The following is a 25,205-nucleotide window of genomic DNA, read 5'->3' as shown; positions in this document are numbered from 1 at the left end:
TCGTTATTTATAAACTAAACGTTCAGTTTAGTATTTGTCCGGACACAACGAATGTCAAGTCAGTCGAATCCCGAATCTCCCACGCCAGGCCGTCGCGGTCGCAAGCGCAGTGCCGAGGTCGAGCGTGCCGTGCTCGACGCCGCCTATCGTCTTCTGCTCGAACAGGGGCTGCACGCTACGACGATGGAAGCCATCGCCACGGCGGCGGGGGTGAGCAAGGCCACGATCTACAAGTGGTGGCCGAATCGCGCGTCCGTGATCATGACGGCGTTCCTGCGCGAAGCCGGGCAGGCGCTGCCGTACCCGGAGGAGTTGCAGCTCGACAGCATCTTCTCGCGTCTGCTCAAAATGGCCGAGGAGTTCTGCGGCCCGATGGGCACGATGATCAGCGCGCTGATTGCCGAGGGGCAGTCCGACCCGGAGATTGCGCAAGCGTTTCGCGACGGCTATGTTTCCGCGCGACGCGAGCAGGGCGTCGAAATCGTACGCGATGCGATCGCTCGGGGGCTCATCAAGCCGGGCGATCCCGATGTCGTTCTCGACATTCTCTACGCGCCGCTTTACTACCGGTTGCTCGTCGGTCATAAGCCGCTGACCCGGGCGTTCGTGCGCGAGCACGTCGACCTCGTCATGCAAGGTCTGCTCGGCCCTAACGGAACGGTGCCCGCACTGACCCGGTCGCGCTCAGGCAGCGCGACATCCGGTGCGAACAAAACGACACGCGCGAGGGCATTGGCAAAAAAAGCTTGACGTCGCCGATGGGGTTGTGGATAAACTAAACGAATAGTTTAGAAAATAAAACGACAACACTATCCGACGGAGACGCCCCGAATGAACACATCCTCCCATCGCGCAAAGCGCCGCTCGCTGAACGTGTTACGCGATGCGGGCAAGGCTGTCGTGGTCACCGGTGCGAACGGTGGTATCGGATTGGCGGTGGCCAATCGTCTGCACGACGACGGCTGGCATGTGGTGGCCACGGACCTGGACCTTGCGCGACTGCGGAGTGTTTTCGGTGAGCGTGCGGACGATGCGCGAATGCAACTGGCGGCGCTCGACGTGACCGACCACGCGGCGGTGAATGCTTTGGCGGCATCGCTGCGCAATCCGGGCGTGGCTGGCCTGGTGAACGTGGCGGGGGTGTTGCAGGATGTGATGCCGATGCTCGACATGACCGACGACATGCAGCGTCGCGTGTGGGAAGTGAACTACTTTGGCGCACAGCACTGCCTGCGCGCTTTCACACCGCTCATGACCGAGGCCGGGGCTGGTGCGGTCGTGAACATTACGTCGATCAACGAGCTGCGCCCATTGCCGCTGCACGCCTATTCCCCGGCGAAAGTGGCTTTGGGCGCGCTCACCCAACTCGCCGCCGGTGAACTCGGCGCGTCGGGCATCCGGGTGAATTCGGTCGCCCCCGGCTTTACGCTCACGCCGATCTTCGAAGACAAACTGGCTACCGGAAAGCGCAGCGCGACGGCTATCGAATCGCACTCGGCGCTCGGGCGTCTGGTCGGGACGGACGAAATCGCGGCGGCCGTAAGTTTCCTGATGAGCGACGAATCAAGCGCGATCACCGGCGTGAGCCTGCCTGTCGATGCTGGCTGGCTCGTCAGCTCCCACTGGATGAATTTTCGCGAACTCGCACACGCCAGCAACGCCTGAGTGACTCGCTCGCGGTGCGGCGCCATTGGCCCATTGGTCTGTTCGCCGCTGTCTGAAAAGCGCCGCGCATGTCGCGGCGCTCGCACTTGCGGCTACCCCGCGTTTCCCCTAAACCTCGTCGCGTACGCACGCTAAGTAGTAACGCTAATATTCGAAGCCATAACACGCATATAGTATGGTCGTTATGGTGGCGGGCAAACCTATCAGTACAGGCGAGCAAGCTTACCCGATTCCCCTGAGCAGGATTTGGCTCCGCAGTGCAGTACCGGCGCGCGATGTATATGACCGGACGCACCTCCCCCCGGAGCACGTTGTCGGTCCGGCTCGGAGGGTGACGTTTCACGAGAAGACAAGAACCCGGCATCACGACGGCGCAAGACTGTCGCACTGCCCCGGAATTCGCGCTTAAGGAGACATCATGCGGTCCTCTGGCCACTCGCCCTGAGCCTTCTCACATTCCCCCGTATTCGTTCGCTGAAGCGCTAAATGCGCTCAAGGGTTGCGCTCGTCCGCAAGGTCGGGTCACACCCTTGCACATTGCGCGCACGGCGTTGGCATTCGCGACACGTTTCATCATTCAAGAGTGAGGAGAGTCATGTCAGACGTGCAACACACCACGGGCAAGTCATTGGGTTCTTTGGATTCTGCGAGCGTCGGAGGCGGACTGCGCCGCCGCGATTTCCTGATGCGCACGCTCGCCATCGGTGGTAGCGGTCTCATGCTGGCGACGATGAAGGCCTGGGGCGTGGATCTCGCCTCGGTGCGCACCTCGCCGCCGCGCCTGTCGGGCAGCGGCCGCGGCAAGCGTGTGGTCATTCTCGGCGCAGGGCTGGCCGGTATGACGGCGGCCTACGAGCTGTCGAAACTCGGCTACGCGTGCGAAATCGTCGAGGCACGCGGTTTCGCGGGTGGCCGATGCCAGACTGCGCGTCGCGGCTTTGAGCTCACAGAGCTCGGTGGCGAACGACAGGTCTGCAATTTCGACGAAGGCCAGTACATCAACCACGGCCCGTGGCGCATTCCGTTCTGCCAGCAGTCCACGCTGCATTACACGCGCGAATTCGGCGTGCCGCTCGAACTCTTCAACAACGATAACGACGCGGCTTACGTCTACAAGGAAAACATCGACGGCCCCCTCGCGGGCAAGCGCCTGCGCCAGTTCGAAATCAAGGCCGACATGCGCGGCTACACCGACGAACTGTTCGCCAAGACGCTGCGTGCGGGCAAGCTCAACGACCAACTGAGCGAAGGCGACAGGGCACTGTTGCTCGACTACCTCGTGCATGAGGGGTACCTGAACAAAAAGGACCTCGACTACAAAGGCACGACGGCACGCGGCTACAAGACCTATCCCGGCGTGCAGTCAGGCGTGCAGACCGATCCGCTGCAATTCGGCGATCTGCTCAAGTCGAAGCTCGGCAACATCTATCGCTCGACGAACGACATCGAACAGCAGAAGACGATGTTGCAAGCCGTGGGCGGCATGGATCACGTGGCGAAGGCCTTCGAGCGTCGCACCAAGAAGATGATTCGCTACAACACCGAAGTCGTGAGCCTGCGCAACACGGATAGCGGTGTGGTGCTGCAATGCAAGGACACGCGCACCGGCGCCGGTCGCACGGTCAAGGGCGACTTCTGTCTTTGCACGATCCCGCTGTCGGTGCTCAAGCAGATCGACACCGACTTCTCCGACGATTTCAAGGATGCGATGCAGGTCGCCTACGAGCCGGTCGGCAAGCTCGGTGTGCAGATGAAGCGTCGCTTCTGGGAAGAGGATCACTTCATCTACGGCGGTCACATCCAGACGGACATCAAGGGCGCCACGCTGATCTCGCTGCCGTCGACCAACTGGCAAGGGCAGAAGGGCACGCTGCTGTCCTATTACAACTTCGGCGCGATGGCTGCGCAGGTGAGCGCAATGTCGCTCAAGGAGCGCACCGACTTCGGCCTCGCCGCTGGCGAGAAGGTGTTCCCGGGGCAGTACCGCGATTCGGCCGAGTCGTCGTTCTCGGTGGCGTGGCACCGCGTGAAGTACAACCTCGGCGGTTGGGCCGACTGGAGCGAAGCGGGACGCCGTACGGCGTATCCGCGTCTGCTCAAGGGCGAGGGCCGCACACTGCTCGCCGGTGAACACATGAGCCATCTCAACGGCTGGCAAGCCGGAGCCATCGAATCGGCCTGGCACCAGATCGAGCAGCTTCATGCACGCCTGAGCGCGTGAGTCTCGCGAAATTCAGCATCATCGTCAGTCGCAGCCAGTAGAACGGTAGAGGAGTAAAGCAATGAAAAAGTTGTGGTCGATCGCGTTGCTCGGTCTGGTGGCCGGTGTCTCGCACGCGCAGACGCCTTCGGGCAAAACCATCTTTGGCAATAACTGCGCAGCGTGTCACCAGGCAGGCGGGCAGGGCATTCCCGGCGCATTTCCTGCGCTCAAGGGCGACAAGTTCGTGCTGGGGGACGCCACCAAGGTCGTTGAAACGGTGATCGGCGGACGCGGTGGCATGCCGACGTTCAACTCGTCGCTCAACGACAAGCAGATCGCGGATGTCGTGACCTTCATTCGTGGCGAGTGGGGTAACAACGCCGCACCGGTGACGACCGAGCAGGTCGCGTCGATTCGAAAGACGATCGCCGCGAAGGAAAACGAGGGCGGCACCAAGGGCAACTGAGCGCGACGGGCGCGTCGCTGCGGATCAATGCCGCGCGGGCGCGTCCGGTCTGAGCGGCCGCACAAGGCAGGAACGACAGTCACGCGTCGGCAAGACCGGCGCGCGTGGGCACGCGCGCGCCTCGATTTCAACAACCTTCAGGAAAACGAGATGACGAAGTCAACGAAAGGATGGTGGAAACTCGCAGCCCTCGGGGCGGCCATGTGCTTCGCGCATGCCGCCGGGGCGCAGGAAGTGGTGCGCCATCTGCCGAAGCAACCGGGTCCGCTGGCCCTTGCCGTCGAAGTGCCTGCCAGCGCCACGACCGTCTATCTGAGCGGGCAGGTACCGGAAAAGCTCGAAGGCGGTGGCTATGGCAATACCGAGCAGCAAACGGTGAGCGTACTCAAGCGTATACAGGCGCTCCTCGCCACGATGAATCTCACCATGAAGGACGTGGTGAAGATGCAGGTTTTTCTCGTGGGTGATCCGGCCAAGAACAACGTCATGGACTTCGGTGGCTTCATGAACGGCTACTACCAGTTCTTCGACAAGAACGGTCCGAACCTGCCTGCGCGCTCGGTGCTGCAGGCGGCACGTCTGGTCGACCCGGGCTGGATGGTAGAAATCGAAGTGGTTGCCGTCAAACCGGCGGGCGCCAGATAAACATTACGCGCTGAGTCTGTCAGGCGGGAAAGGTGGGAGGGAGTGCGTAGGGCACTTCTCACTTCGCGAGAGTTCGGGAAAATGCGGCGCTCCGTCCAGGGAGCGCCGCGCCTCCGGACAACTTCAACGGCGTGCAAGACGCTTTGCCATTCGGGAGGGGACTGCGACGAAAATAATACATCAAAATAGTTAGGTATACAAATTTCTAGTCGCGACACGGGAGACCGTCGGTGCGCTGTAGCGCCGCGTGGTTTGGAGAGCGTCATCGTTCGTCAGTGGCTTCGCCAATGCTTGGAGGCTGGGCGAGGAAGAGGTGTGTCCGCAAACTCATGTCAATTTGTTAGGTGTGCGAAATATACGATCAGAATTTGCGGAATGAACGACGGTGATGTGCGTCGCGGCGGTGCTATCATGGCCAGCCGCTGCAGGGCGGTTGGCGCATTGGGGAAGGCATTAAATGAAGACATGGGCATTTCCTCTGGCCGCCGGGGCGCTGATCGCCTCGCCGGCGTTCGCGCAATCGAGCGTGACGATGTTTGGCGTGGCGGATGCGAGCCTTCGCTATCTGTCCGGCGCCACCAGTGACAACAAGAGTTCCTTCGCGCTCACCGACGGCGCCATTTCGCAGAGCCGTTGGGGTATCTACGGTAAGGAAGATCTGGGGCAGGGCATGAAGGCAATCTTCATGCTCGAAGGTGGTTATCACCTGAACAACGGCACGTCGCAACGTAGCGGCAAGATCTTCAATCGCAAGGCCTACGTCGGTCTCGACGGCGATTACGGCAAGCTCACCATCGGTACGCAGGACAACCCCGCGTGGGAACTGCTGATCGAAGGCTGGGATCCGCTCACCGTGGGCAACTACGATCAGAACGAGTGGATGCCGGTCGTGTTCGGCGCCAACGGTCCGAACGGGGCCAATAACGCCGTGAAGTACATGAAGCGGTATCAGGACATACAGGTCGGCCTCGAGTACATCGTTGGCGGCGTGGCCGGCAGCACGGCGCGCAACTCGGGCTATGTGCTGTCGGTAGCCTATGTGGGCAAGCCGTTCGGCGTGATGGCCAACGTGCTCCAGAACCGCGACATCAACGCCAATACCCAGATGATCTACAACCTGGGCGTCAAGTACGAGTGGGGTCCGGTGACGGCAACGCTTGGCTACTACAACAGCAACGACAAGACCGGTTTCGTCGACGGCTTCCTTTCGGGACGCGGTGTGACAGGGGGCGCGAATCCGCGTAAGGACAATGCGTTCTATGGCGGTGTGGCGTATCAGGTGTCGAAACCGCTGACGATTACCGCAGCCGTGTACTACGATCGCGCAAGCAATGTGAACGGTGTGTCGGGCGATGCAGGCGACGGGTCGCGCGAGACCTACGTGCTGCTCGCCGAGTACGGCTTCTCGCGCCGCACCACGCTCTACGGCACGGTCGACTACAGCGTCGGTCACGGCGCGCAACGTGCCGAGTTCCCGAACGGCCGCGACCAGACCGGTGTCGGTATCGGTCTGCGTCACAGGTTCTGACAGTATCCCCTGAAGGCTTCATGCGTCGTACTTTGACCACCGCGAATGTTGCGGTGGTTTTTTTATGGATGCTCAGTCGACACTTAGTCGACGCTGAGCAGACGCTCGGCAGACGCCCCCGCAAAAAAGCAAACGCGCCGCGAGCCCGAAGGCTGGCGGCGCGTGGTGAAGCGGGTGAGATCGAATTCGGTGGGGCGCTTACTCGAAGTTGCGGCGGCGCACCTGTGCGGCAACCAGCCCGTACATGACGGCAGCAATGGCGGTGCAAACGCAGAACGTCGTGACGATGGCGTATCCCATTGCCATCGGACCGCTATAGAACACGTGGGCGATCGTGGCTGCCACCGTCGGTCCGAGCGCCAGACCGAGCAGGTTTTGCACGAGGAAGAACAGCGACGAAAGCTTGCCCATCATGCGCCCCGGCGTGATCTGCGCCATCGTTGCGCCAGCGGACGACGGAATCGGACTCGCGAAGAACGTGTGGCAGACATACAGCACGATGGCCAGCGCATGGTTGTCGGTGAACGCCAGCAGGAGCGTCGCCAGACAGGACACGAACGTCGACACCATCGCGACTTCCAGCGGTGCCGCACGTCGTCCGCGGCGCGAGAGCCGGTCCATGACCGCACCGAGAATCACGAGACCGGCGGGCACCGATGCCATCATCAATGGCCCGAGCATGCGGCCGATGCTCGGCAAGGGCAGATCCCAGGCACGTGAGATGACGGTCGGGAGCCACGCGTTGAAGCCGGAGATCGCCATTGCGTAGAGCGTAGCGGCAATCCACAGCGGCACGTAGAGCTTCCATTCGCTGCGGATGAAGCGCAGCGCGTCGCGATAGCCGGGCGCGTCGGCACTCTTTTGTTTGGCTGCGCGCTTCGGTTCGCGCAGTGTCAGCATCAGCAAGGCGAGTGGAATGCCGACGAGCCCCGGCACGACGATCACGAACTGCCAGGGCTTGAGCGCGCCGAGAATTGGCCAGTGCGCCACGTTGCCGCTCTGCGAGAGGCTGAGCAGTGTGCCCCCGACGAACAGCGAGAAGCCCACGCCGAGCATGGGTCCCATGTGATAGATGCCGAACGCCCGTCCGCGCCGGTCGGGCGGGAACGTATCGCGGATCATCGAGTACGCGGCCGGTTGCAGCGCACCTTCACCGATCCCGATGCCGGTCCGTCCGAGAAAGAGCTGGATGTAGTTGGTGGCGAAGCCGCAGAGCACCGTCATCGACGACCAGACGAACACGGCCCAGCCGATGATGCCGCGTCGGCTGAAGCGGTCGGCCAGATAACCGGCCGGAATGCTGAAGGTGCTGTAGAGCACCACGAACGAGAGACCGAGCAGCAGGCTCATCTGAAAGTCGCTCACGCCCAACTCCTTCTTGAGCGGCACGACCACGAGCGAGAGCGACGAGCGGTCGATGAACGACAGTACGAAGATCGCTGTGAGCACGATCAACATGTACCAGTCGCGAATGCCGACGCGGCGCGTCTCGTTCGTGGCTGCGGGTGTCTCGGTGGCGGATGCCTCCGGCGACGCGGCCGGACTGTCCGATGCGGGGTTATGCGGGGGCGCGTTCGCCGCTCGGGCGTCCATCGCGTGTTGGGTCATGCCTGCCTCCAGTATCGTTATCGTAAGAGTGTTACGCGCGACATGCGGCTCGTGAACTGGTGCCTGCCCGCAGAACAGCGCGACATAACACGCATACTATATGTCTGTTGTGACGAGTGTCAAACACGACGAAAAAAATGCGGCGAGTCGTTGACAACCGAAATGCATCACGCCTATTCTTCGTCAAAACACGCATACAGTAATACTGAATATTCGGAGGAGACGCTGATGGCGCGAATCGTTTTCGCGATGGGCTGTTCGCACGGGCCGATGCTCGCGACGCCGCCCCAGATGTGGCATTTGCGCGCTGGCGCAGATCGCAAGAATCAGCAGCATTGGTTCCGCGGCGAGGCCATGGCCTTCGACGCGTTGCTGGCTGCTCGTGCCGACGAGTCGTCGCGTTTCGCAGAGGCCATCGCGCCCGAGGCCATGCAGGAGCGCTTCGACGCTTGCCAGCGCGCCCTCGACACGTTGGCCGAGCGCTTCAACGAGGCGCGCGCCGACGTGGTGATCCTGCTCGGCAACGATCAGCGCGAAGTCTTCAAGGAAGATCTCACGCCGTCGATCACCGTCTATGCGGGCGAGCGCATCGAGAACATTCCGCTCACCGAAGCACAGGTCGCACGTCTTCCGCCCGGCGTCGCCATCGCGGAGGAGGGGCATTGCCCGCCCGAAGGTGCCACGTATCCCGGTGCGCCCGACGTGGCCGACGCGCTTGTCAGGTCTTTGTGCGACGGGCATTTCGATGTGGCGAGATCGGTGCGGCTGCCCGGTGGCGAAGACCGTCAGCACGGCATACCGCACGCGTTCGGCTTTCTGTATCGCCGGATCATGCGTGACACGCCGCCGCCGAGTGTTCCCATCTTCCTCAACGTGGGCGTCGCACCCAACCAGCCCCGCGCGGCGAGATGCCTGGCGTTCGGCCATGCATTGCGCGCCGCGATCGAGCAGTTGCCGGACGACTTGCGCGTGGCGGTGCTGGCGTCTGGCGGCATGACGCATTTCGTCATCGACGAAGCGCTCGACCGACATGTACTGAATGCCTTCGCAGAATACGACGAAGCGGCACTGGCCGACATTTCGGAGCCGTACTTCAACGGCAACACTGCGGAGATCAAGAGCTGGTATCCGCTCGCCGCCGCAATGCACGACATCGACTGGCGCATGACCCTCGTGGACTACGTGCCGTGCTATCGCACCGAAGCCGGAACAGGTAACGCGATGGCATTCGCCTACTGGGCACCCGCGAAATAGCGCGCATTCGATGACTCGCGCATTGCCGCATCACACATCACTCTGCAAGGGACTTGCCATGAACGCTTCTGCCGACGCCGTCTCCCGACTGCGAAAACTCGATGCCTGTGCGGTATCGGATGCCCTCGACAAACTCGGTCTGCCCAGTACCGTCTGCCATCTGCCGCAACGCTCGGGCGCAAGACGCATTGCCGGGCGCGCGGTGACGGTGAAGCTGGTGGCGGCCGCCGATGCGCCGCCGACGACCGGCGCACCGCGCCACCTGGGCACGACGGCGGTCATGCAGGCTGGCTCGGACGACATCATCGTCGTGGAGCAACGCACCGGACTCGACGCAGGGAGTTGGGGCGGCATTCTCTCGCTGGCGGCCGTGCAGCGCGGCGTGGCCGGTGTGGTTGCCGATGGTCCGGTGCGCGATATCGACGAGGCGCGCGACTACGACCTGCCGGTGTTCTGTCGGGCACTGACGGCACGCACAGCGCGCGCTCGCGTGGCCGAGGCGGGGACCAACGTGCCCATATGCGTGGATGGCGTGGATGTCCATCCGGGCGACTACGTGATCGCGGACAACAGCGCTGTGGTCTTCGTGACGGCGAGCGAGATCGAGCGCGTGCTGGCCGCTGCCGAGCAGATCGCGGCACGTGAGGCCGCGATGGCGAAGGCGCTGCTCGCCGGGCAGCCCGTGACCGATGTCATGGGGGCGAACTACGAGCACATGCTGCACGACGGCGCGGCATAAGCAGCATAAGCGGCATAAGCGGCACGGGCACTACGACCGCCGCCACCCAACGAACCAATCATCAGGAGACACGTCATGACACAACAAGATAAGAACGTCGAGCGCGCGGCCGCGCTCGATACCGCCACACTCAGCGATGCCCTGGATCGTCTCGGCATCGCCGGGCAATGCCATCTCGTCAAGCCGCGCGACAGCGCATACCGCATGACAGGGCGTGCCTACACCCTGCAGTACGGTCCGGCAAGCACGCCGCCGGGTACCGTGGGCGACTACATCGACGACATTCCACCGGGCACGGTGCTCGTACTCGATAACGGTGGCCGCGAAGACTGCACGGTGTGGGGCGACATCCTCACGGAAATCGCCCATCGCCGAGGCATCGCAGGCACGGTGATCGATGGCATCTGCCGCGACGTGTCGCTTGCCCTCGAGCTGGGCTATCCGCTCTTCAGCCGCGGCAACTGGATGCGCACCGGCAAGGATCGGGTGCAGGTCGAGTCGGTGGGCGTGCCGGTCAACATCGGCAATGCACGCGTGAATCCCGGCGACATTCTGCGCGGCGACGCCGACGGCGTGATCGTGATTCCCGCAGAACACGAAGCGGCCGTGCTCGATGCGGCCGAAGCGATCGACGCCGCAGAGCGCCACATCCGCGAGGCCGTGCGCGGTGGCAAACGCCTCGACGACGCGCGCAAGGATCTGGGCTATCACCAGTTGCAGACGCGCACGCGATAAGGAGCCGAGTCATGGACGCCACTCCCCGCAACACATCGCTGGCAACGCAGTTTCCATTCGCCGGTTTGCCGACCGTCGACGTCGACTTCGTGCGGCCGGACCCGGCGCTCATCGCGCGCGTGGCCGAACTGCCCGTGGCCACGCTGCACGAGGCCGCCGGCAAGATCGGCGCGCTGCCCGCAGCGATCAAGCCGATGGCGCCGTCCTTTCGTATCTGCGGGCCGGCGCTGACGGTCGATGCGCCCCCGGCCGACAACCTCTGGCTGCATCGGGCGCTGGCACTCGCGCGGCCGGACGACGTGCTGGTGGTCCGCGTCGCCGAGCACTACGACGCCGGTTACTGGGGCGAAGTGATGTCGACGATGGGCCGCGCACGCAAGCTGGGCGGCCTGGTGATCGACGGCTGCGTGCGCGACGGCGCGATTCTGGAACGCTTCGGCTTCCCGGTATTCGCGCGAGGGCTGTGCATTCGCGGCACTGGCAAGGATTTCGCGGCGCGTGGGTGGATCGGCTATCCGGTGCGCATCGAAGACATCGTCATTCAACCGGGCGACGTGATCGTCGGCGATGCCGATGGTGTGGTGGCGCTGCCGCAGGCGTCGATCGACGCAATCGTGGGGGCTGCCCATGAACGCGAAGCCAAGGAGGCGGACATCATCCGTCGTCTGGAGGCGGGCGAAGCCTCACTGGACATTTACGGCTGGAATCGCTGATATCGCTGAAGGGTTGTGCGCGTCGGGAGGTTTGACGACGCGCTATCGAATCAGGTGCGCCGCCACCGCGCCTGATGTGAGGCAGTGCCGGTTCGCTTGGGGGGGGACCGGCTTTTGCGAACCGCGTCGGGGGACGCGGTTCTTTTTTTGCCTTAGCGCTTGGCAGCGGTCTTGGCGGCGGCGTCGCGTGCGGCGAGATACTTCTCGCGCAGCACGTTGAGGTTTTGCGACACGACCTGACGTGCGGCGTCGTCGTTGCGTGCGCGAATGGCGTTGAGCAGTTCGCGGTGACGCTTGATCACGCCCTTGGCGACGGTCTCCGTCGTGTACGGGGTGAGCGAGCGATACAACACGTGCACGATCGCCTGCATCATCGCTTCGAGGAAATGGTTGTGCGACGCGCGGGCCACGGCATTGCGGAACGCCATCGACGCTTGCGTGAATTCATGCTGCGTGCCGACCAGCGCCTGCGCGTTCTCGAGCGCGACTTCAAGCGTCTCGATGTCTTCGGCGGTCGCGGCTTGCGCGGCCAGTCCGGCGACGGCGACTTCTATCGTGTACTGCGCGTCGAAGATCTCTTCGGCGGACATCCCAACCAGCTTGAGCTGAATGGCGAGTGCTTCCGAGAAGAGCGCAGGATTGCCTTGCGCGATGCGTGCGCCGCCACCGGCGCCCGTGCGAATGTCGACGACCCCCAGCGCCTGCAGACGCCCCAACGCTTCGCGAATCGGCAGACGGCTCACGCCGAACTGCGTGGCGAGGTCGTTCTCCGAGCCAAGGAAATCACCCGGGGCGAAGTGCCCGTCGAGCAATGCCTCCTTGATCTGACGTTCGACGCGCATGGCGGTCGATTCGGCGCGGCCGAGTTTCCAGACGGGTGTTTCTGCTTTTTCGCGTGACATGGGAATCCTGGTCGTTTAATCGGCAACAAGATACTACATTGCGCATAGCCTATGTGGGTACGCGCTGCGCTTCGTGAAGATGCGCGAGCAAGACGTCGCGGGGCACGCTGCGCATGATGAAGACGAAGCGTGAGCATCGTTCGGGAATGGCGTCGGCCGCTTGTGCGGGCCATGACGACAGCGTCTCGGGCGGATGCAGCCGGTGCTGCACGCCATGTATGACCACCGGGCCGGATTCCCCGGCAACGTCCACCAGCGCCTTCAGACGCAGCAGATCGTCGCCGTGATGGAATGTCACCGCGCCGAGCCAACTGCTCAGGACATCCCATTCGAATGGCGCCTCTAATGTGATGCAATGCGCGGTGACATCGCTGCGGTGAGCGGTTTCATGGCCGGGCAGTAACGTGAGTGGTCCGCAGTCGGCGCAACCTTGCGCGCCGTGCGTGGTGCAGATCGGTCGGTACGGGCGCGATGTTCGCTCCGGACGGCCCGGGGACGGCGCATCGGCGTCGTGCCAGCGCAGTGTCACATCAGCGACGTTTTGCGCCGCGTGCATGCCGAGCCCGAACACTTCCGCTGGCGAGATGTGGCCATGATCGCACGTGTGCTGCGTCGCCGCGGGGTTGCGCGCGCTCAGGGCAGTGCGCAAGTGGTCGAGGGCGGCCTCGTCCACAAGGTCTGCCTTGGTGATCAGCAACCGATCCGCCAGCATCACCTGACGCTGCGCCTCGGGCTGCTGTGCGAGCTGTAGAGGCGCATGTGCGGCGTCGACCGTCACGATGACTGCGTCCAGTGTGAATCGCGCGCAGAGCGCCGGATCGCGCAGCAACGTTGCGACAACCGCACTCGGGTCGGCCAGGCCGCTGGTCTCGATCACCACGCGTGAGAAGGGCACGATCGTACCCGCATGAAGCTGTGCTTGCAGCGACAGCAGGGTTTCGCTCAATTCGTCGCGCACGGCACAACACACGCAGCCACTTTCGAGCAGGACGGTGTGCGCATCAAGGGTCTGCACCAGCAGATGGTCGAGACCGACTTCCCCGAACTCATTGACGATCACTGCCGTATCGCTCATCCCCGGATGCGCGAGCAGCGCGCGCAGCAGCGTGGTCTTGCCGCTCCCGAGAAATCCCGTGAGGAGCGTAATCGGCATGCGACGGGGCAGGTGAGGCTGCGCTGTCATGGCGGGCTGGTCGGATTCGGTACACGAGGTGTCGGGAAGAAAGTCGGACGTTCGGAACATGGTCGTCGCAGCGTAGGGCACGCGCTGTCGGCTGACCTTGACGCTGATCAAGCAACGCACGCATCGTAGTAGAATGCGCATACAGTATGTTTGTAAGCGTGTCTCGTCAATAGGCGAAAGTGCCTAAATCTCTGCGATTCCCTTGGTGGGTGGGGCTTTGGCAGAGATTTTCAAATACCTGGGGCTGGGTGGAGACACCATCGATCGTCCGATAAAGGGCGTTGACACGCAAAATAAACACGCATTCAGTATGCGCAAATGCACTGTTGAAAGCAGTGCGCATCCCACAAGAAACGGACGGAGACATCCATGCTCAGCGAGGCAAAGAACCAGTTGTTGACGCAGGTCGGACCAGGCACGCCGATGGGGGAATTGCTGAGGCGCTATTGGCATCCGATCGGTGCCGAGAGCGAGTTCGACGAGATCTCGGTGCGACCGGCGCGTCTGTTCGGCGAAGACCTGGTGCTTTACAAGGATCTGTCCGGCAACTACGGGTTAGTGGATCGTCAATGTCCGCACCGTCGTGCCGATCTCGCGTATGGCTTCGTGGAGAAGTGCGGACTGCGCTGTAACTATCACGGCTGGCTTTACGACGAGAAGGGTCAATGCACCGAGCAGCCGTATGAGGACATCGCGAACCCGCAGGTGCGCCTGAAGGACCGGATCAAGATCAAGTCGTATCCGGTGCAGGCCAAGGCTGGCATGCTCTGGGCCTACATGGGCCCGTTGCCCGCGCCGCTCGTGCCGACATGGGAGCCGTTCACGTGGGCGAACGGTTTCCGTCAGGTCGTCATCTCGGAGGTACCGTGCAACTGGTTTCAGTGTCAGGAGAATTCCATCGATCCGGTGCACTTCGAGTGGATGCACTCGAACTGGAGCGTGCGCTTGCGCGGCGACACCGGCCCCTACGCGCCCACGCATACGAAGCTTGGTTTCGAGGAATTCGAGTACGGGCTGATCTACAAGCGCGTGCGTGAAGACACCGACGAGAAGCATCCACTGTGGGCCGTCGGTCGTCTCGCGCTGTGGCCGAACGTGTTTTGTCTCGGCGATCACTTCGAATGGCGCGTGCCTATCGACGACGAGAACACGCTCTCGATCACGTGGGCATTCAACCGTGTACCGCGCGAGCGCGAGCCCTACGTGCAGGCGACGATTCCTGCCTGGTATGGCCCGGTCAAGGACGAGGCGACGGGGCAATGGATCTCCAGCCACGTGATGAACCAGGACTTCGTCGCGTGGGTTGGCCAGGGACGCATTGCCGATCGCACGCAGGAGAATCTGGGGGCGAGCGATCGCGGTATTGCCATGCTGCGTCGTCACTTCTTCGACGAGCTCGATGCGGTTGCGCAAGGCCGCGATCCGAAGGGGCTTGTGCGTGACGAAGCCACGAACGAGTGCATCGATTTGCCTGTCGCCGCCCGGCGTCTCTTTGTCGACGGTTTGACCCGAGAGGAACTCAAGGCGCATCCGATCATCGGGAAGCATCTCAAGGAATACGCGTTCCAGTACGGGCAACCGGAAGCGGTGAAGCGTGCGTTCCACGACGCGATGGGGGTGCAGATCGACGAGCACGGCAACGTGGTGAATGCGCCGCTCGGGAGCGCGCAGCATGGCTGAGATCGTGCTGTGCATGGGAACCTCGCACGGGCCGATGCTCTCGACCCCGCCCGCAGACTGGGATCTGCGCGTACGTGCCGACCGTGCCGAACCGGCGCATCCGTATCGCGGTGCGACTTACAGTTTCGACGAACTGACTGCGTTGCGCGCCGCCGAAGACATTGAGGCGAAAGTGACGTTGCCCGCACGTGAGGCGCATGCCGCGCGCTGTGCGGCGGCGCTCGGCGTGATGGCGAAAGCGCTCGCCGACGCGGCACCGGACGTCGTCGTGATCGTGGGCAACGATCAGCGTGAAGTGTTCGGCCCAGCGATCACACCGGCCCTGTGGCTCTTCGGCGGCGAGACAGTGTTCGACGAACCGGTCAGCGCCGCGCGACTCGCGAAGATGCCGCCGGGCATCTCGATCTCGTCGGCCGCGATCAAGCCGGGCACGCGCACGGAGTACCCGGCGCACGCGCCGCTCGCACGCCATCTGGCGACGGCGTTCACCGGTAGCGGGCACGACATCACGATCTCGACGGAAGTCCCGCAGCGCGGCAACGACGGTCCGACCGGTATGCCGCACGCGTTCGGCTTCGTCTACCAGCGGCTCATGCACGGCAACGTGCCGCCGCATGTGCCGATCATGCTCAACACGTTCTATCCGCCCAACCAGCCGCGTGCGACGCGTTGCGTCGATCTCGGGCTGGCGTTGCGCGACGCCCTCGCGGCCTGGCCAGACGACGTGCGCGTTGCCGTAATCGCTTCGGGCGGACTGAGCCACTTCGTCATCGACGAGGCGTTCGACCACGCACTGCTCGACGCCATTAGGCGTCGCGACACCGCGTACCTGCGCGAGATCGACGAATCGCTGCTGCAATCGGGCACCTCGGAAGTGAAGAACTGGCTGCCTGTCATTGCGGCGGCCAATGCCGGGCAGATGACCATGCAGTTGGTCGACTACGTGCCGTGCTACCGCTCGGCGGCGGGCACGGGCAACGCCATGGGCTTCGTGCTCTGGCATCCGACGAAGTAGGGTCCGTTCATATATCGGACCCTACACCGGCCGCGCACGTCCCGCAGAGGACGACGCGCCGGCCCCACCTGCAAGGAGGCAGGCATGCTTTCCAGGCAAGACAACGAAACACTCACGCGCGTTGGACCGGGCACGCCCATGGGCGACCTGTTCCGCCGCTTCTGGTTGCCCGCGCTGCTCTCGGAGGAGATTGCCGAGCGTGACGGTGCACCGGTCAGGCTGCGCCTGCTCTGCGAAGACCTCGTCGCGTTTCGCGACACGCAGGGACGCGTCGGCATCGTGGACGCCTACTGCGCGCATCGTCGTGCCGGACTCTTCTTCGGACGCAATGAGGAATGCGGCTTGCGCTGCGTCTATCACGGCTGGAAGTTCGACGTGAACGGCCAATGTGTGGAGATGCCGTCCGAGCCGCACGAAAATCCGCAGACGCATAACGTGCGCATCAAGGCCTATCTCACTGCCGAGCGCAACGGTGTCGTGTGGGTCTACATGGGGCCGCGCGAATCGGTGCCAGCGTTGCCCGACTTCGAATGGTCGCGGCTGCCCGAGCGTCAGCACACGGCGACCAAGCGACTGCAATCGTGCAACTGGGCGCAGGCGGTCGAGGGCGGCATCGATTCGAGCCATATCTCGTTCCTGCACAGCCGCACGGAATCGGTCGCTGGCGCGCCGAGCAATCCGTATCACGCATCGGATCGTCATCCTGTATTCGAGGTGAGCGATGCGGATTACGGGCTGGTGATCGCTGCGCGGCGTCATGCCAGACCGGGCACGTATTACTGGCGTGTCACGCAGTTCCTGCTGCCTTGTTACACCATGATTCCGCCCGTTGGAAATTTCGACGAATCTAGTCAGGAGCCCTACGACGGTCACGCGTGGGTACCCATCGACGACGAGACCACGTGGACATGGTCGTTCAGCGCGAGTCCTGCGCGCACGTATCGCGATGAAGAGATCGCGTTCCGGGGCGGACGCAAGGGCTTCTGGGGGCCGGTGGACGAGGGTTATCAGCCGCTGCTGCATCGTGGCAATGACTACGGCATCGACCGCGCACGTCAGCGCACCTCCAACTTCACCGGTATCGAGGGCATTCCGAATCAGGACGCCGCTGTGCAGGAGAGCATGGGGCCGCTCGTCGACCGCACGCAGGAACGTCTGGGCGCTTCGGATCGCGGCATCGTGCGCTTTCGTCGGCTGATGCTCAAGCTCGCCCGCGATCTGGCGCAGGGGCGGGTGCCTGCGTGCGCCAACGACGCGACGCTCTACAACGTGCGTCCCGTCTCGATGCTGCTACCGCAAGACACGCCCGTGCTCGACGGCGCGGCGGCGCTGCTACGCGGCGCATCGGCACCCGGGCATTGATACCGCAGCAAAGCCACGCATGTCCTCATCTCATTTCATCAAACCCGAATCAACCTGAAACCGGAGTCCAGCATGATCATCGATTGCCATGCCCACGTGAGCGCACCGACCGAACTGTGGGCCTATAAGGCCAGCCTGCTGGCCAGCCGCGGCTCGCACGGGCGCGGACGCATTAATGTATCCGACGACGAAATCCGCGCCGCCGCCAATCGCGCAGAAACGTGGCCCAAGGGCCACCTGGACTACATCCGCGAACACGGCACCGACCTGCAACTGGTCTCGCCGAGACCGTTCCAACTGATGCAGTCGGAAAAGCCGTCGAAACTGGTGCATTGGTTCACCGAAGAGTGCAACAACATCATCTACCGCCAGACGCAGCTTTTCCCTGAGACGTTCGCGGGTGTCGCGGGTTTGCCGCAAACCGCCGGGGACCCGATCGAGCAGGCGCTGCCGGAGCTCGAACGCTGCATTAACGAGCTGGGCTTCTCGGGCTGCCTGCTCAACCCGGACCCGTTCGAGAACGGTGTGGCCGAGGCGCCGCCGCTGGGTGATCGCTACTGGTATCCGCTCTACGAAAAGCTGTGCGAGCTCGACGTGCCAGCGCACATTCACGGCACGGGCTCGCGCTCGGAGCGTGTGCCGTACTCGCTGCACTTCATCAACGAGGAAACCATTGCCGTGTTCGGCCTCGTGAACTCGGACGTCTTCAAGGACTTCCCGGACCTGAAGATCGTGGTGAGCCACGGCGGCGGGGCGATTCCGTATCAGATCGGCCGCTTCGACGCCCCGTCGCTGCGCCGCCCGAACGGCCAGCGATTCTCCGATCGCCTGCGCAATCTGTACTTCGATACGGTGCTCTACACCGAAGAGGCGCTGTCGCTGCTCATCAAGACGGTCGGCGTGGATCGCTGCCTGTTCGGCACCGAGTGCCCGGGCGTGGGGTCTGCGGTGAATCCGAAGACGGGCCGCTCGATGGACGATGTGCGTTCGCTCATCGACAACCTCGACTGGCTGAGCGCGCAGGACCGCCAGAAGATCTTCGAAGACAACGCGCGTCATGTCTTCCGTCTGCCCGCCAAGGCGGCATAAGCGACGGCCCGGCCGGTCCACCTGACTGTGTGACGACTCATGAACATGTCCGATTTCACCGATACGCTGCTCGTCAATGTTGCGCGGCGAGAGCGGCAGACGCAGACGATTGCCGTCTTCGAGCTGCGCGCGCCCGACGACGGCCCGCTGCCACCCTTCACCGCGGGCGCCCACGTCGAGTTGTATCTGCGCGACGGCCTGTCACGCTGCTATTCGTTGCTCAACGATCCGGCCGAGCGGCATCGCTATGTCATCGGCGTGCATCGCGACGCGGCGAGCCGGGGCGGATCGGCCTTCGTTCACGAGCATCTCACCGAGGGCTCGGCGTTCAAGATCAGCACGCCGCGCAATCACTTCGCGCTCGACGAGGACGCGGCGCGCACCGGACACACCGTGCTCGTCGCGGGCGGGATCGGCGTCACGCCGTTGCTGTCGATGGCGGCGCGCCTCGAAACGCTGGGCCACCCGTGGACGCTGCACTACTGCGCACGAAGCGCCGAGACAGCGGCGTTTGCCGATCGTCTGAACGCGGCGTTCTTCACCCACGGCAGCGTGCAGTGGCACTTCGACAGCGCGCCGGGGCGTGGCTCGCTCGACCTCGTGCGCCTCGTCGATGTCGTAGCACCTGGCACACACCTCTACTGCTGCGGACCCGCGCCGATGTTGCAGGCGTTCGAAGCGGCGGTGGCGCGTCGCGCCGATTGCCATGGACATGTGGAGTATTTCGGCGGGGTGGGCACACCTCAAGGTTCCACGGGGCAATACGACGTGGTCCTCGCACGCAGTGGCAGAACGGTCCATGTGGCGGCCGGGCAGACGATGCTCGACGCATTGCTCGACGCTGGCGTGGACGCCCCGTATTCTTGTCGCGAAGGTGTGTGCGGCACGTGCGAAGTCGCGGTGCTCGACGGCACGCCGGAGCATCGCGACCTCGTGTTGAGTCAGGACGAGCGGGCCAGCGGCCGCACCGTCATGATCTGCTGCTCAGGCTGTCGCGGCGACCGGCTGGTGCTCGACCTGTAGCCATGTGTAGCACGTGCATCACGTGCATCACGTGCGCCACGCCCAGACACTATCAATGCGCTCGGCACAGAGCGCTGGAGGAGACGACATGCAACAAAGCGGTTATACCCACACTATCGACGGTCGCGGCGAGTCCAGCGATGCCTCGTTCGACGTCATCAATCCGGGCACGGGCGCACCGTTCGCCGTTTGCCCGGACGCCTCGCAAGATCAGCTCGATCGCGCTGTGGAGGCCGCCCGTCGTGCATTCACGGCGTGGCGCGAGACAACCCCGGCGCACCGCCGCGAGCGGCTGCGCAGCTTTGCGCAGGCACTGAAAGCGCGCAGCAAGGAAATCGCCACGCTGCTCACACGCGAGCAGGGCAAGCCGTTCGCGCGTGCGCAGGACGAACTCAACCGGGCGTTCGCCAATCTCGAAGGGCTGCTGGCCATCGAGCTGAAGCCCGAACTCCTGCGTGATAACGAGCGCGGGCATGTCGAGCTGCAATACCACCCGCTTGGCGTCGTGGGCGCGATTACCCCCTGGAACGTGCCGGTATTGCTCGCGTTACCGAAGATCACGCAGTCGCTGTACACGGGCAATACCATCGTGCTCAAGCCGTCGCCCTATACGCCGCTGACGACACTGCTTATCGGTGAAATTGCACGTGAGCACTTTCCGCCGGGCGTGGTGAACGTCGTCGCAGGCGGGAATGATCTCGGCGCGTGGATGACGGGCCATCCCGGCATCGACAAGATTTCGTTTACCGGTTCGGTCGCCACGGGCAAGCGGGTGATGGCCAGTGCCGCCAGCACGCTCAAGCGTGTGACGCTCGAACTCGGCGGCAACGATGCGGCCATCGTGCTCGACGACATCGACGTGAAGGCCCTCGCACCGCGCCTGTTCTGGGCGTGCTTCGGCAACAGCGGTCAGATCTGCATGGCGATCAAGCGCCTGTATGTGCATGAGAAGGTCTACGACGCACTGTGCGACGCACTTGTCGAGATCGCGAACAAGGTCAAGGTCGGTGAGGGCTTCGAGGAGGGCGTGCTGATGGGGCCGGTGCAGAACCGCATGCAATACGAGCGGGTGCTGGAACTCATCGACGACACGCGTCGCCAGAACGCACGCATTCTGTGCGGCGGCGAAGCGCTCGCGCGTCCGGGTTATTTCATCGCGCCGACCATCGTGGCCGATATCGCGGAAGGGACCCGTCTCGTCGACGAAGAGCCGTTTGGGCCGGTGCTGCCGGTGATCCGCTTCAGCGATGTGGACGACGCGGTGCGTCGAGCCAACGACAGCCGCTTCGGACTGTCGGGATCGGTATGGAGCGCCGACCCGGCGCGCGCCCGCGAGATCGCCCAGCGGCTCGAAGTCGGCACCGCCTGGATCAATCACCACGTGGGCGTCGAGTACGACGTGCCGTTCGGCGGCACAAAGGAATCCGGCATCGGACGCGAGTACGGAGCGCAGGGTCTCAAGCACTACACGGAGATTCGCGCCGTGAGCGTGCCGGTGTTGCCGCCGATGCCGCCGATGGTGCAGCCCGCCGGTGCGGCGAAGCGCTGAGTCGCACATCGCGTTCATCTCGCATTCATCCCACATTCATCGCCCACGAATCGTTTCGGAGAGACGTATGTCCACCACCAAAATACAGGAAGTGCCGGGGCACGCCGGTATGAGTCTGTCGGCGCGCGCCGACGCGCTCGAACATCAGATGATCGAGGAGCTCGACCGCAAGATCGTGCGCTCGGTGCTGTTCACGTCCGGCGATCGCGATCCGACGTCGCCGATCATGCCACCGCCGGGCGGCAAGCCCGATCCGCGTCACTTCCTCATGGGCGACGATCCGCGCCTGCAGAAGATGCCGGAGCGCCCGACGCTGCTCGACTTTTTCAGGCACCGGTTCGCGCCCGCGAACCATTTGCTGCAAAGCGCCACGCATGCGCTCAAGGCGGGCCACGACGAGAAGACGATTCTGGCCTGTCTGTTGCACGACATCAGCGTGTCGGGCTTCATTCGTGCCGATCACGGCTACTGGGGCGCGCAACTGATCGCACCGTACGTCGACGAAGAGGTGAGCTGGGCCATTCGCTACCACCAGGCGCTGCGCTTCTTCCCGGATGCCTCCGTCGGCTACGACTATCCCGAAGCGTACATCCGCTACTTCGGTGCGGATTACGCGCCGGAGCCATACGTCACGGCCGACTGGGAGTACGCGCGTAATCACAAGTGGTACATGACGAGCCGCCTCATCACGCTCAACGACATTTACTCGTTCGATCCGAACGCGCAGGTGAGCTGGGACCCCTTCATCGACATCATCGGGCGCCATTTCAAGCAACCGAAGGAAGGCCTCGGTTTCGACGGTTCGCCCTCGGCGCATATGTGGCGCACCATCATCTGGCCGACAAAGTTCCTGTAAGAGGTTGCTGTGAACGAATCAGCCCGCGAGTCTGCGGGCTTATGCCGAAGCGCCATAACCTTGTGTGATTCGCTTCGTTGACCTGCGCCGGGCGCCACCGCTATGTTGAGCGTTTATCCGGCTCCTCTTAGGTCGACGTCGCTCATGCGCTTTGCTCTGGCTTCATTGCTTCGCCATCCCACGCGTCTGACACGCGTTGCGTTGATGGGTCTGTCCTGCATATTGGCGGCACCTGCCGCGCATGCCGAAGGGCGCATCCGTATCGCCGAACAGTTCGGCATTGTGTATCTGCTGCTCAATGTCGTTCGCGATCAGCAACTCATCGAACAGGAAGGCCGCAAGCTGGGCGTCGACGTCAAGGTCGACTGGGCGAGGTTGTCCGGTGGCGCGGCCATCAACGATGCCTTGCTCTCCGGCGCTATCGACGTTGCCGGTGCGGGTGTGGGGCCGCTGATTACCGTGTGGGATCGGACCTATGGACGGCAGAACGTACGTGGCGTGGCGTCGCTGGGCAGCTTGCCGTATTACCTGGTGAGCAACGATCCGAAGATCCGGACCATCGCCGACTTTACGGAGAAAGACCGCATCGCGCTGCCCGCCGTGGGGGTCTCCGTGCAATCGCGAGTGCTTCAGTACGCGTCGGCCAGACTGTGGGGCGATAGCGCCTTCGACCGGCTGGACAAATGGACACAGACGATGTCGCACCCCGATGCTGCTGCGGCGATCATCGCCGGTGGCACGGAGATTACGGGACACTTCGGCACGCCACCGTTCCAGGAACAGGAACTGGCTGCCAATCCGCGCGCGCACATCGTGCTCGATTCCTATGAAGTCCTCGGCGGCCCCAGTTCGGCCACAGTGCTCTACGCCACGGAAAAATTTCGCAACGATAACCCGAAGACGTACCGGGCATTCGTTCTCGCGCTTGCCCGCGCGGCGGATTTCGTCAAGCGGCAGCCGGACGCCGCGGCCGACACCTATTTGCGTGTGAATCAGTCGAAAACCGACAAGAAGCTGCTGGTGAGCCTCATCACTGACCCGAAGGTCAACTTCTCGATTACGCCCCAGAACACGCTCGGCCTCGCGCAGTTCATGCAGCGCGTCGGGGCGGTGCGTCACAAACCCACGTCCTGGAAGGACTACTTCTTCGACGATCCCGCGCTGGGGCAGGGCAGTTGAGATGGGAGCGACAAGCGCTCTACAACCCCTGCGGCCAGCGCACGGTAATGCCGACGTTGCCTATACCCCAGGAGAAGTCCTCAGCGAGCGTGTTCTCGAGGTGTGCGAGCTCGATATCGAGTTTCGTACGCGGGGTCGCCATGTCGCGGGTGTAAGCAACATATCGTTCGATGTCTATGACGCCGACCGTCTCGTGCTTCTCGGCCCGTCGGGCTGCGGCAAATCGACGTTGCTCAAGGCCATCGGCGGTTTCGTCAAACCGACGCGCGGTGAGATCGTGCTTGACGGGCGATCCGTCGCGAAACCAGGCATCGACCGGATGGTGGTGTTTCAGGAGTTCGACCAACTCGCGCCGTGGAAAACGGTAGCGCAGAACGTGATGTTTCCGCTGCGCGTCGGCAAAGGGCTTTCGCGTCGCGAAGCACGCGAGCTTGCCCTCGATACTTTGGAGAAAGTCGGACTCTCCCGATTTGCCGACGCATCCCCGCACACGCTCTCGGGGGGGATGAAGCAGCGCGTCGCCATTGCTCGCGCACTGGCGGTACGACCACGTGTGTTGCTCATGGACGAACCTTTCGCCGCCCTTGACGCGCTAACGCGTACACGCATGCAGGAAGAACTACTGCGTTTGTGGGAGGACACGCGTGTCACGCTCCTGTTCGTGACGCACTCCATAGAAGAAGCGCTTGTCGTGGGCACCCGGATCGTGCTGCTCGACGGTCAACCGGGACGTCTGCGCGCCGAACTCGACGCCGGAACATTCGGGCTCGACGAGGTGGCATCCCCGGACTTCCGGCGTGCGAGTGCACGTATTCACGATCTGCTCTTCGGCGAACGACTGCTTTCACAAAGCGCAGGAGAGATAGCATGAGCTCGCTTTCGCCCAAGACAGTCCGAATTCGCGCGCCGCGCCGTCCCGAACGAATTTTTCCGAGAGCACCACGCGCATCCGATGACGGTCGGGTAAGTGCGGCCGAGCTTCCGATTGACGGAATGGGCAACGAAGGTGTGGGCAGGCCGGTTCGTTGGCGGGCGGTGAGTCCGAGTGTCTGGCGAAAGCTGATCATCGGCATTGTGTTGCTCGTATTGTGGGAAATCGCGGCCCGATGGGTCGATAACGATCTGCTGCTACCGGGCGCCAGCGCCACCGCGCGTGCCTGGTGGGAGAGTGCGGTAAGCGGTGAGTTGTTCGCACGCACAGGCACATCGCTCTGGATGTTGCTCCGAGGTTACGGCCTCGGTGTGCTGTGCGCATTCGCCCTGACGTCGCTGGCCATGTCAAACGCCGTCGGGCGCGATCTGCTCTCGTTGCTCACGGGCATGTTTAACCCGCTGCCTTCGATTGCATTGCTGCCGCTCGCGCTGCTTTGGTTCGGGCTTGGCACGGGCAGCCTGCTGTTCGTGCTGGTGCATGCCGTGTTGTGGCCCTTGTCGTTGAGCATCTACACAGGTTTCGAGTCGGTTTCGCCCACACTGCGCATGATCGGACGAAATTACGGACTGTCGGGATTGCGGCAAGTCGCCTGGATTCTGACGCCCGCTGCGCTGCCGTCGGTACTCTCCGGGCTGCGTGTGGGCTGGGCCTTCGCCTGGCGGACGCTGATCGCCGCCGAACTCGTTTTCGGGGCGAACACCGGTGCAGGCGGACTGGGCTGGTACATCTATCAGAACCGCAACGAGCTATACACCGACCGTGTATTCGCTGGTCTACTGACGGTCATCCTGATCGGCCTGCTCGTGGAGCATCTCGTCTTCGATACGCTCGCCCGATGGACGGTGCGGCGCTGGGGGATGCAAAGCGCATGATGGCG

23 protein-coding genes are annotated in these 25,205 nt (G+C 63.3%); 20 read left to right on the top strand and 3 right to left on the bottom strand.

Going from position 1 to position 25,205, the window contains the following annotated elements:
* The first annotated feature begins 51 nt into the window (after positions 1-51).
* The 6 genes from NA29_RS17400 to NA29_RS17375 all read left to right on the top strand — a co-directional run bounded on the left by NA29_RS17400 (position 52) and on the right by NA29_RS17375 (position 6,507).
* Positions 52-750 carry a TetR/AcrR family transcriptional regulator gene (locus NA29_RS17400; RefSeq protein WP_052253023.1) on the top strand — a complete coding sequence of 233 codons (699 nt, stop codon included), beginning with the start codon at positions 52-54 and terminating at the stop codon, positions 748-750.
* An 81-nt stretch (positions 751-831) separates the two neighbouring features.
* Positions 832-1,665 carry an SDR family NAD(P)-dependent oxidoreductase gene (locus tag NA29_RS17395; RefSeq protein ID WP_052253022.1) on the top strand — a complete coding sequence of 278 codons (834 nt, stop codon included), beginning with the start codon at positions 832-834 and terminating at the stop codon, positions 1,663-1,665.
* A 595-nt stretch (positions 1,666-2,260) separates the two neighbouring features.
* A complete protein-coding gene (locus NA29_RS17390) occupies positions 2,261-3,886 on the top strand; it encodes a flavin monoamine oxidase family protein (protein WP_084103883.1) in 1,626 nt (541 codons plus the stop codon).
* 61 nt (positions 3,887-3,947) lie between these two features.
* Entirely contained in the window at positions 3,948-4,334 is a 387-nt protein-coding gene (locus NA29_RS17385; RefSeq protein ID WP_039399918.1) for a c-type cytochrome, read from the top strand.
* Positions 4,335-4,484: 150 nt separating this feature from the next.
* Entirely contained in the window at positions 4,485-4,979 is a 495-nt protein-coding gene (locus NA29_RS17380) for a RidA family protein (protein WP_039403899.1), read from the top strand.
* Positions 4,980-5,436: 457 nt separating this feature from the next.
* Complete coding sequence (locus tag NA29_RS17375) at positions 5,437-6,507, top strand: porin (protein WP_039399916.1); 1,071 nt, start codon at positions 5,437-5,439, stop codon at positions 6,505-6,507.
* A gap of 198 nt (positions 6,508-6,705) precedes the next feature.
* Here NA29_RS17375 and NA29_RS17370 read toward each other — a convergent pair whose 3' ends face one another.
* Positions 6,706-8,115 (bottom strand): MFS transporter, encoded by a 1,410-nt coding sequence (locus NA29_RS17370; protein WP_084103881.1) that lies wholly within the window; start codon positions 8,113-8,115, stop codon positions 6,706-6,708.
* 228 nt (positions 8,116-8,343) lie between these two features.
* On the opposite strand from NA29_RS17370, the gene NA29_RS17365 reads away from it, so the two are divergent.
* From NA29_RS17365 to NA29_RS17350, 4 genes are all read left to right on the top strand, one after another.
* Positions 8,344-9,369, top strand: a complete 1,026-nt coding sequence (locus NA29_RS17365) for a DODA-type extradiol aromatic ring-opening family dioxygenase (protein ID WP_039399913.1) — start codon at positions 8,344-8,346, stop codon at positions 9,367-9,369.
* A 58-nt stretch (positions 9,370-9,427) separates the two neighbouring features.
* Positions 9,428-10,108 (top strand): RraA family protein, encoded by a 681-nt coding sequence (locus NA29_RS17360; RefSeq protein WP_039399910.1) that lies wholly within the window; start codon positions 9,428-9,430, stop codon positions 10,106-10,108.
* Positions 10,109-10,183: 75 nt separating this feature from the next.
* Positions 10,184-10,843 (top strand): RraA family protein, encoded by a 660-nt coding sequence (locus NA29_RS17355; protein WP_039399908.1) that lies wholly within the window; start codon positions 10,184-10,186, stop codon positions 10,841-10,843.
* Positions 10,844-10,854: 11 nt separating this feature from the next.
* A complete protein-coding gene (locus NA29_RS17350; RefSeq protein WP_084103877.1) occupies positions 10,855-11,556 on the top strand; it encodes an RraA family protein in 702 nt (233 codons plus the stop codon).
* Positions 11,557-11,708: 152 nt separating this feature from the next.
* On the opposite strand, the gene NA29_RS17345 is transcribed toward NA29_RS17350, so the two are convergent.
* Together NA29_RS17345 and NA29_RS17340 are read right to left on the bottom strand one after the other, a co-directional pair.
* The gene (locus NA29_RS17345; RefSeq protein ID WP_039399906.1) at positions 11,709-12,458 is read right to left on the bottom strand and encodes a FadR/GntR family transcriptional regulator; all 750 of its coding nucleotides are present in this window, start codon (positions 12,456-12,458) and stop codon (positions 11,709-11,711) included.
* A gap of 49 nt (positions 12,459-12,507) precedes the next feature.
* Entirely contained in the window at positions 12,508-13,641 is a 1,134-nt protein-coding gene (locus NA29_RS17340; RefSeq protein WP_039403893.1) for a CobW family GTP-binding protein, read from the bottom strand.
* Positions 13,642-14,010: 369 nt separating this feature from the next.
* Between NA29_RS17340 and NA29_RS17335 the strand changes: the two genes are divergently transcribed.
* The 10 genes from NA29_RS17335 to NA29_RS17290 all read left to right on the top strand — a co-directional run bounded on the left by NA29_RS17335 (position 14,011) and on the right by NA29_RS17290 (position 25,200).
* The gene (locus tag NA29_RS17335; protein ID WP_039399903.1) at positions 14,011-15,321 is read left to right on the top strand and encodes an aromatic ring-hydroxylating oxygenase subunit alpha; all 1,311 of its coding nucleotides are present in this window, start codon (positions 14,011-14,013) and stop codon (positions 15,319-15,321) included.
* Entirely contained in the window at positions 15,314-16,336 is a 1,023-nt protein-coding gene (locus tag NA29_RS17330; RefSeq protein WP_039403890.1) for a DODA-type extradiol aromatic ring-opening family dioxygenase, read from the top strand. Before NA29_RS17335 ends, NA29_RS17330 begins: the two co-directional genes overlap by 8 nt.
* Before the next feature lie 84 nt (positions 16,337-16,420).
* Positions 16,421-17,698, top strand: a complete 1,278-nt coding sequence (locus NA29_RS17325) for a Rieske 2Fe-2S domain-containing protein (protein ID WP_039399902.1) — start codon at positions 16,421-16,423, stop codon at positions 17,696-17,698.
* Between the two features lie 72 nt (positions 17,699-17,770).
* Positions 17,771-18,787, top strand: a complete 1,017-nt coding sequence (locus tag NA29_RS17320; RefSeq protein WP_039399899.1) for an amidohydrolase family protein — start codon at positions 17,771-17,773, stop codon at positions 18,785-18,787.
* A 45-nt stretch (positions 18,788-18,832) separates the two neighbouring features.
* Entirely contained in the window at positions 18,833-19,810 is a 978-nt protein-coding gene (locus NA29_RS17315; protein ID WP_039403888.1) for a PDR/VanB family oxidoreductase, read from the top strand.
* Between the two features lie 88 nt (positions 19,811-19,898).
* On the top strand, positions 19,899-21,359 hold the full coding sequence (locus tag NA29_RS17310; RefSeq protein ID WP_084103871.1) for an aldehyde dehydrogenase family protein: 1,461 nt from the start codon (positions 19,899-19,901) through the stop codon (positions 21,357-21,359).
* Positions 21,360-21,426: 67 nt separating this feature from the next.
* On the top strand, positions 21,427-22,215 hold the full coding sequence (locus NA29_RS17305) for an HD domain-containing protein (protein WP_197701860.1): 789 nt from the start codon (positions 21,427-21,429) through the stop codon (positions 22,213-22,215).
* A gap of 144 nt (positions 22,216-22,359) precedes the next feature.
* The gene (locus tag NA29_RS17300; protein ID WP_052253019.1) at positions 22,360-23,394 is read left to right on the top strand and encodes an ABC transporter substrate-binding protein; all 1,035 of its coding nucleotides are present in this window, start codon (positions 22,360-22,362) and stop codon (positions 23,392-23,394) included.
* A 1-nt stretch (position 23,395) separates the two neighbouring features.
* Positions 23,396-24,265: an ABC transporter ATP-binding protein gene (locus NA29_RS17295; RefSeq protein ID WP_039399895.1), complete on the top strand. Its 870-nt coding sequence runs from the start codon at positions 23,396-23,398 to the stop codon at positions 24,263-24,265.
* On the top strand, positions 24,262-25,200 hold the full coding sequence (locus tag NA29_RS17290) for an ABC transporter permease (RefSeq protein WP_371328940.1): 939 nt from the start codon (positions 24,262-24,264) through the stop codon (positions 25,198-25,200). Before NA29_RS17295 ends, NA29_RS17290 begins: the two co-directional genes overlap by 4 nt.
* Positions 25,201-25,205: the final 5 nt, after the last annotated feature.

The sequence above is a fragment of the Pandoraea sputorum genome (assembly GCF_000814845.2).
GTDB lineage: Bacteria > Pseudomonadota > Gammaproteobacteria > Burkholderiales > Burkholderiaceae > Pandoraea > Pandoraea sputorum.
The sequence above is the reverse complement of the archived record's forward strand: the minus strand, read 5'-3'. Positions and strand labels throughout refer to the sequence as shown.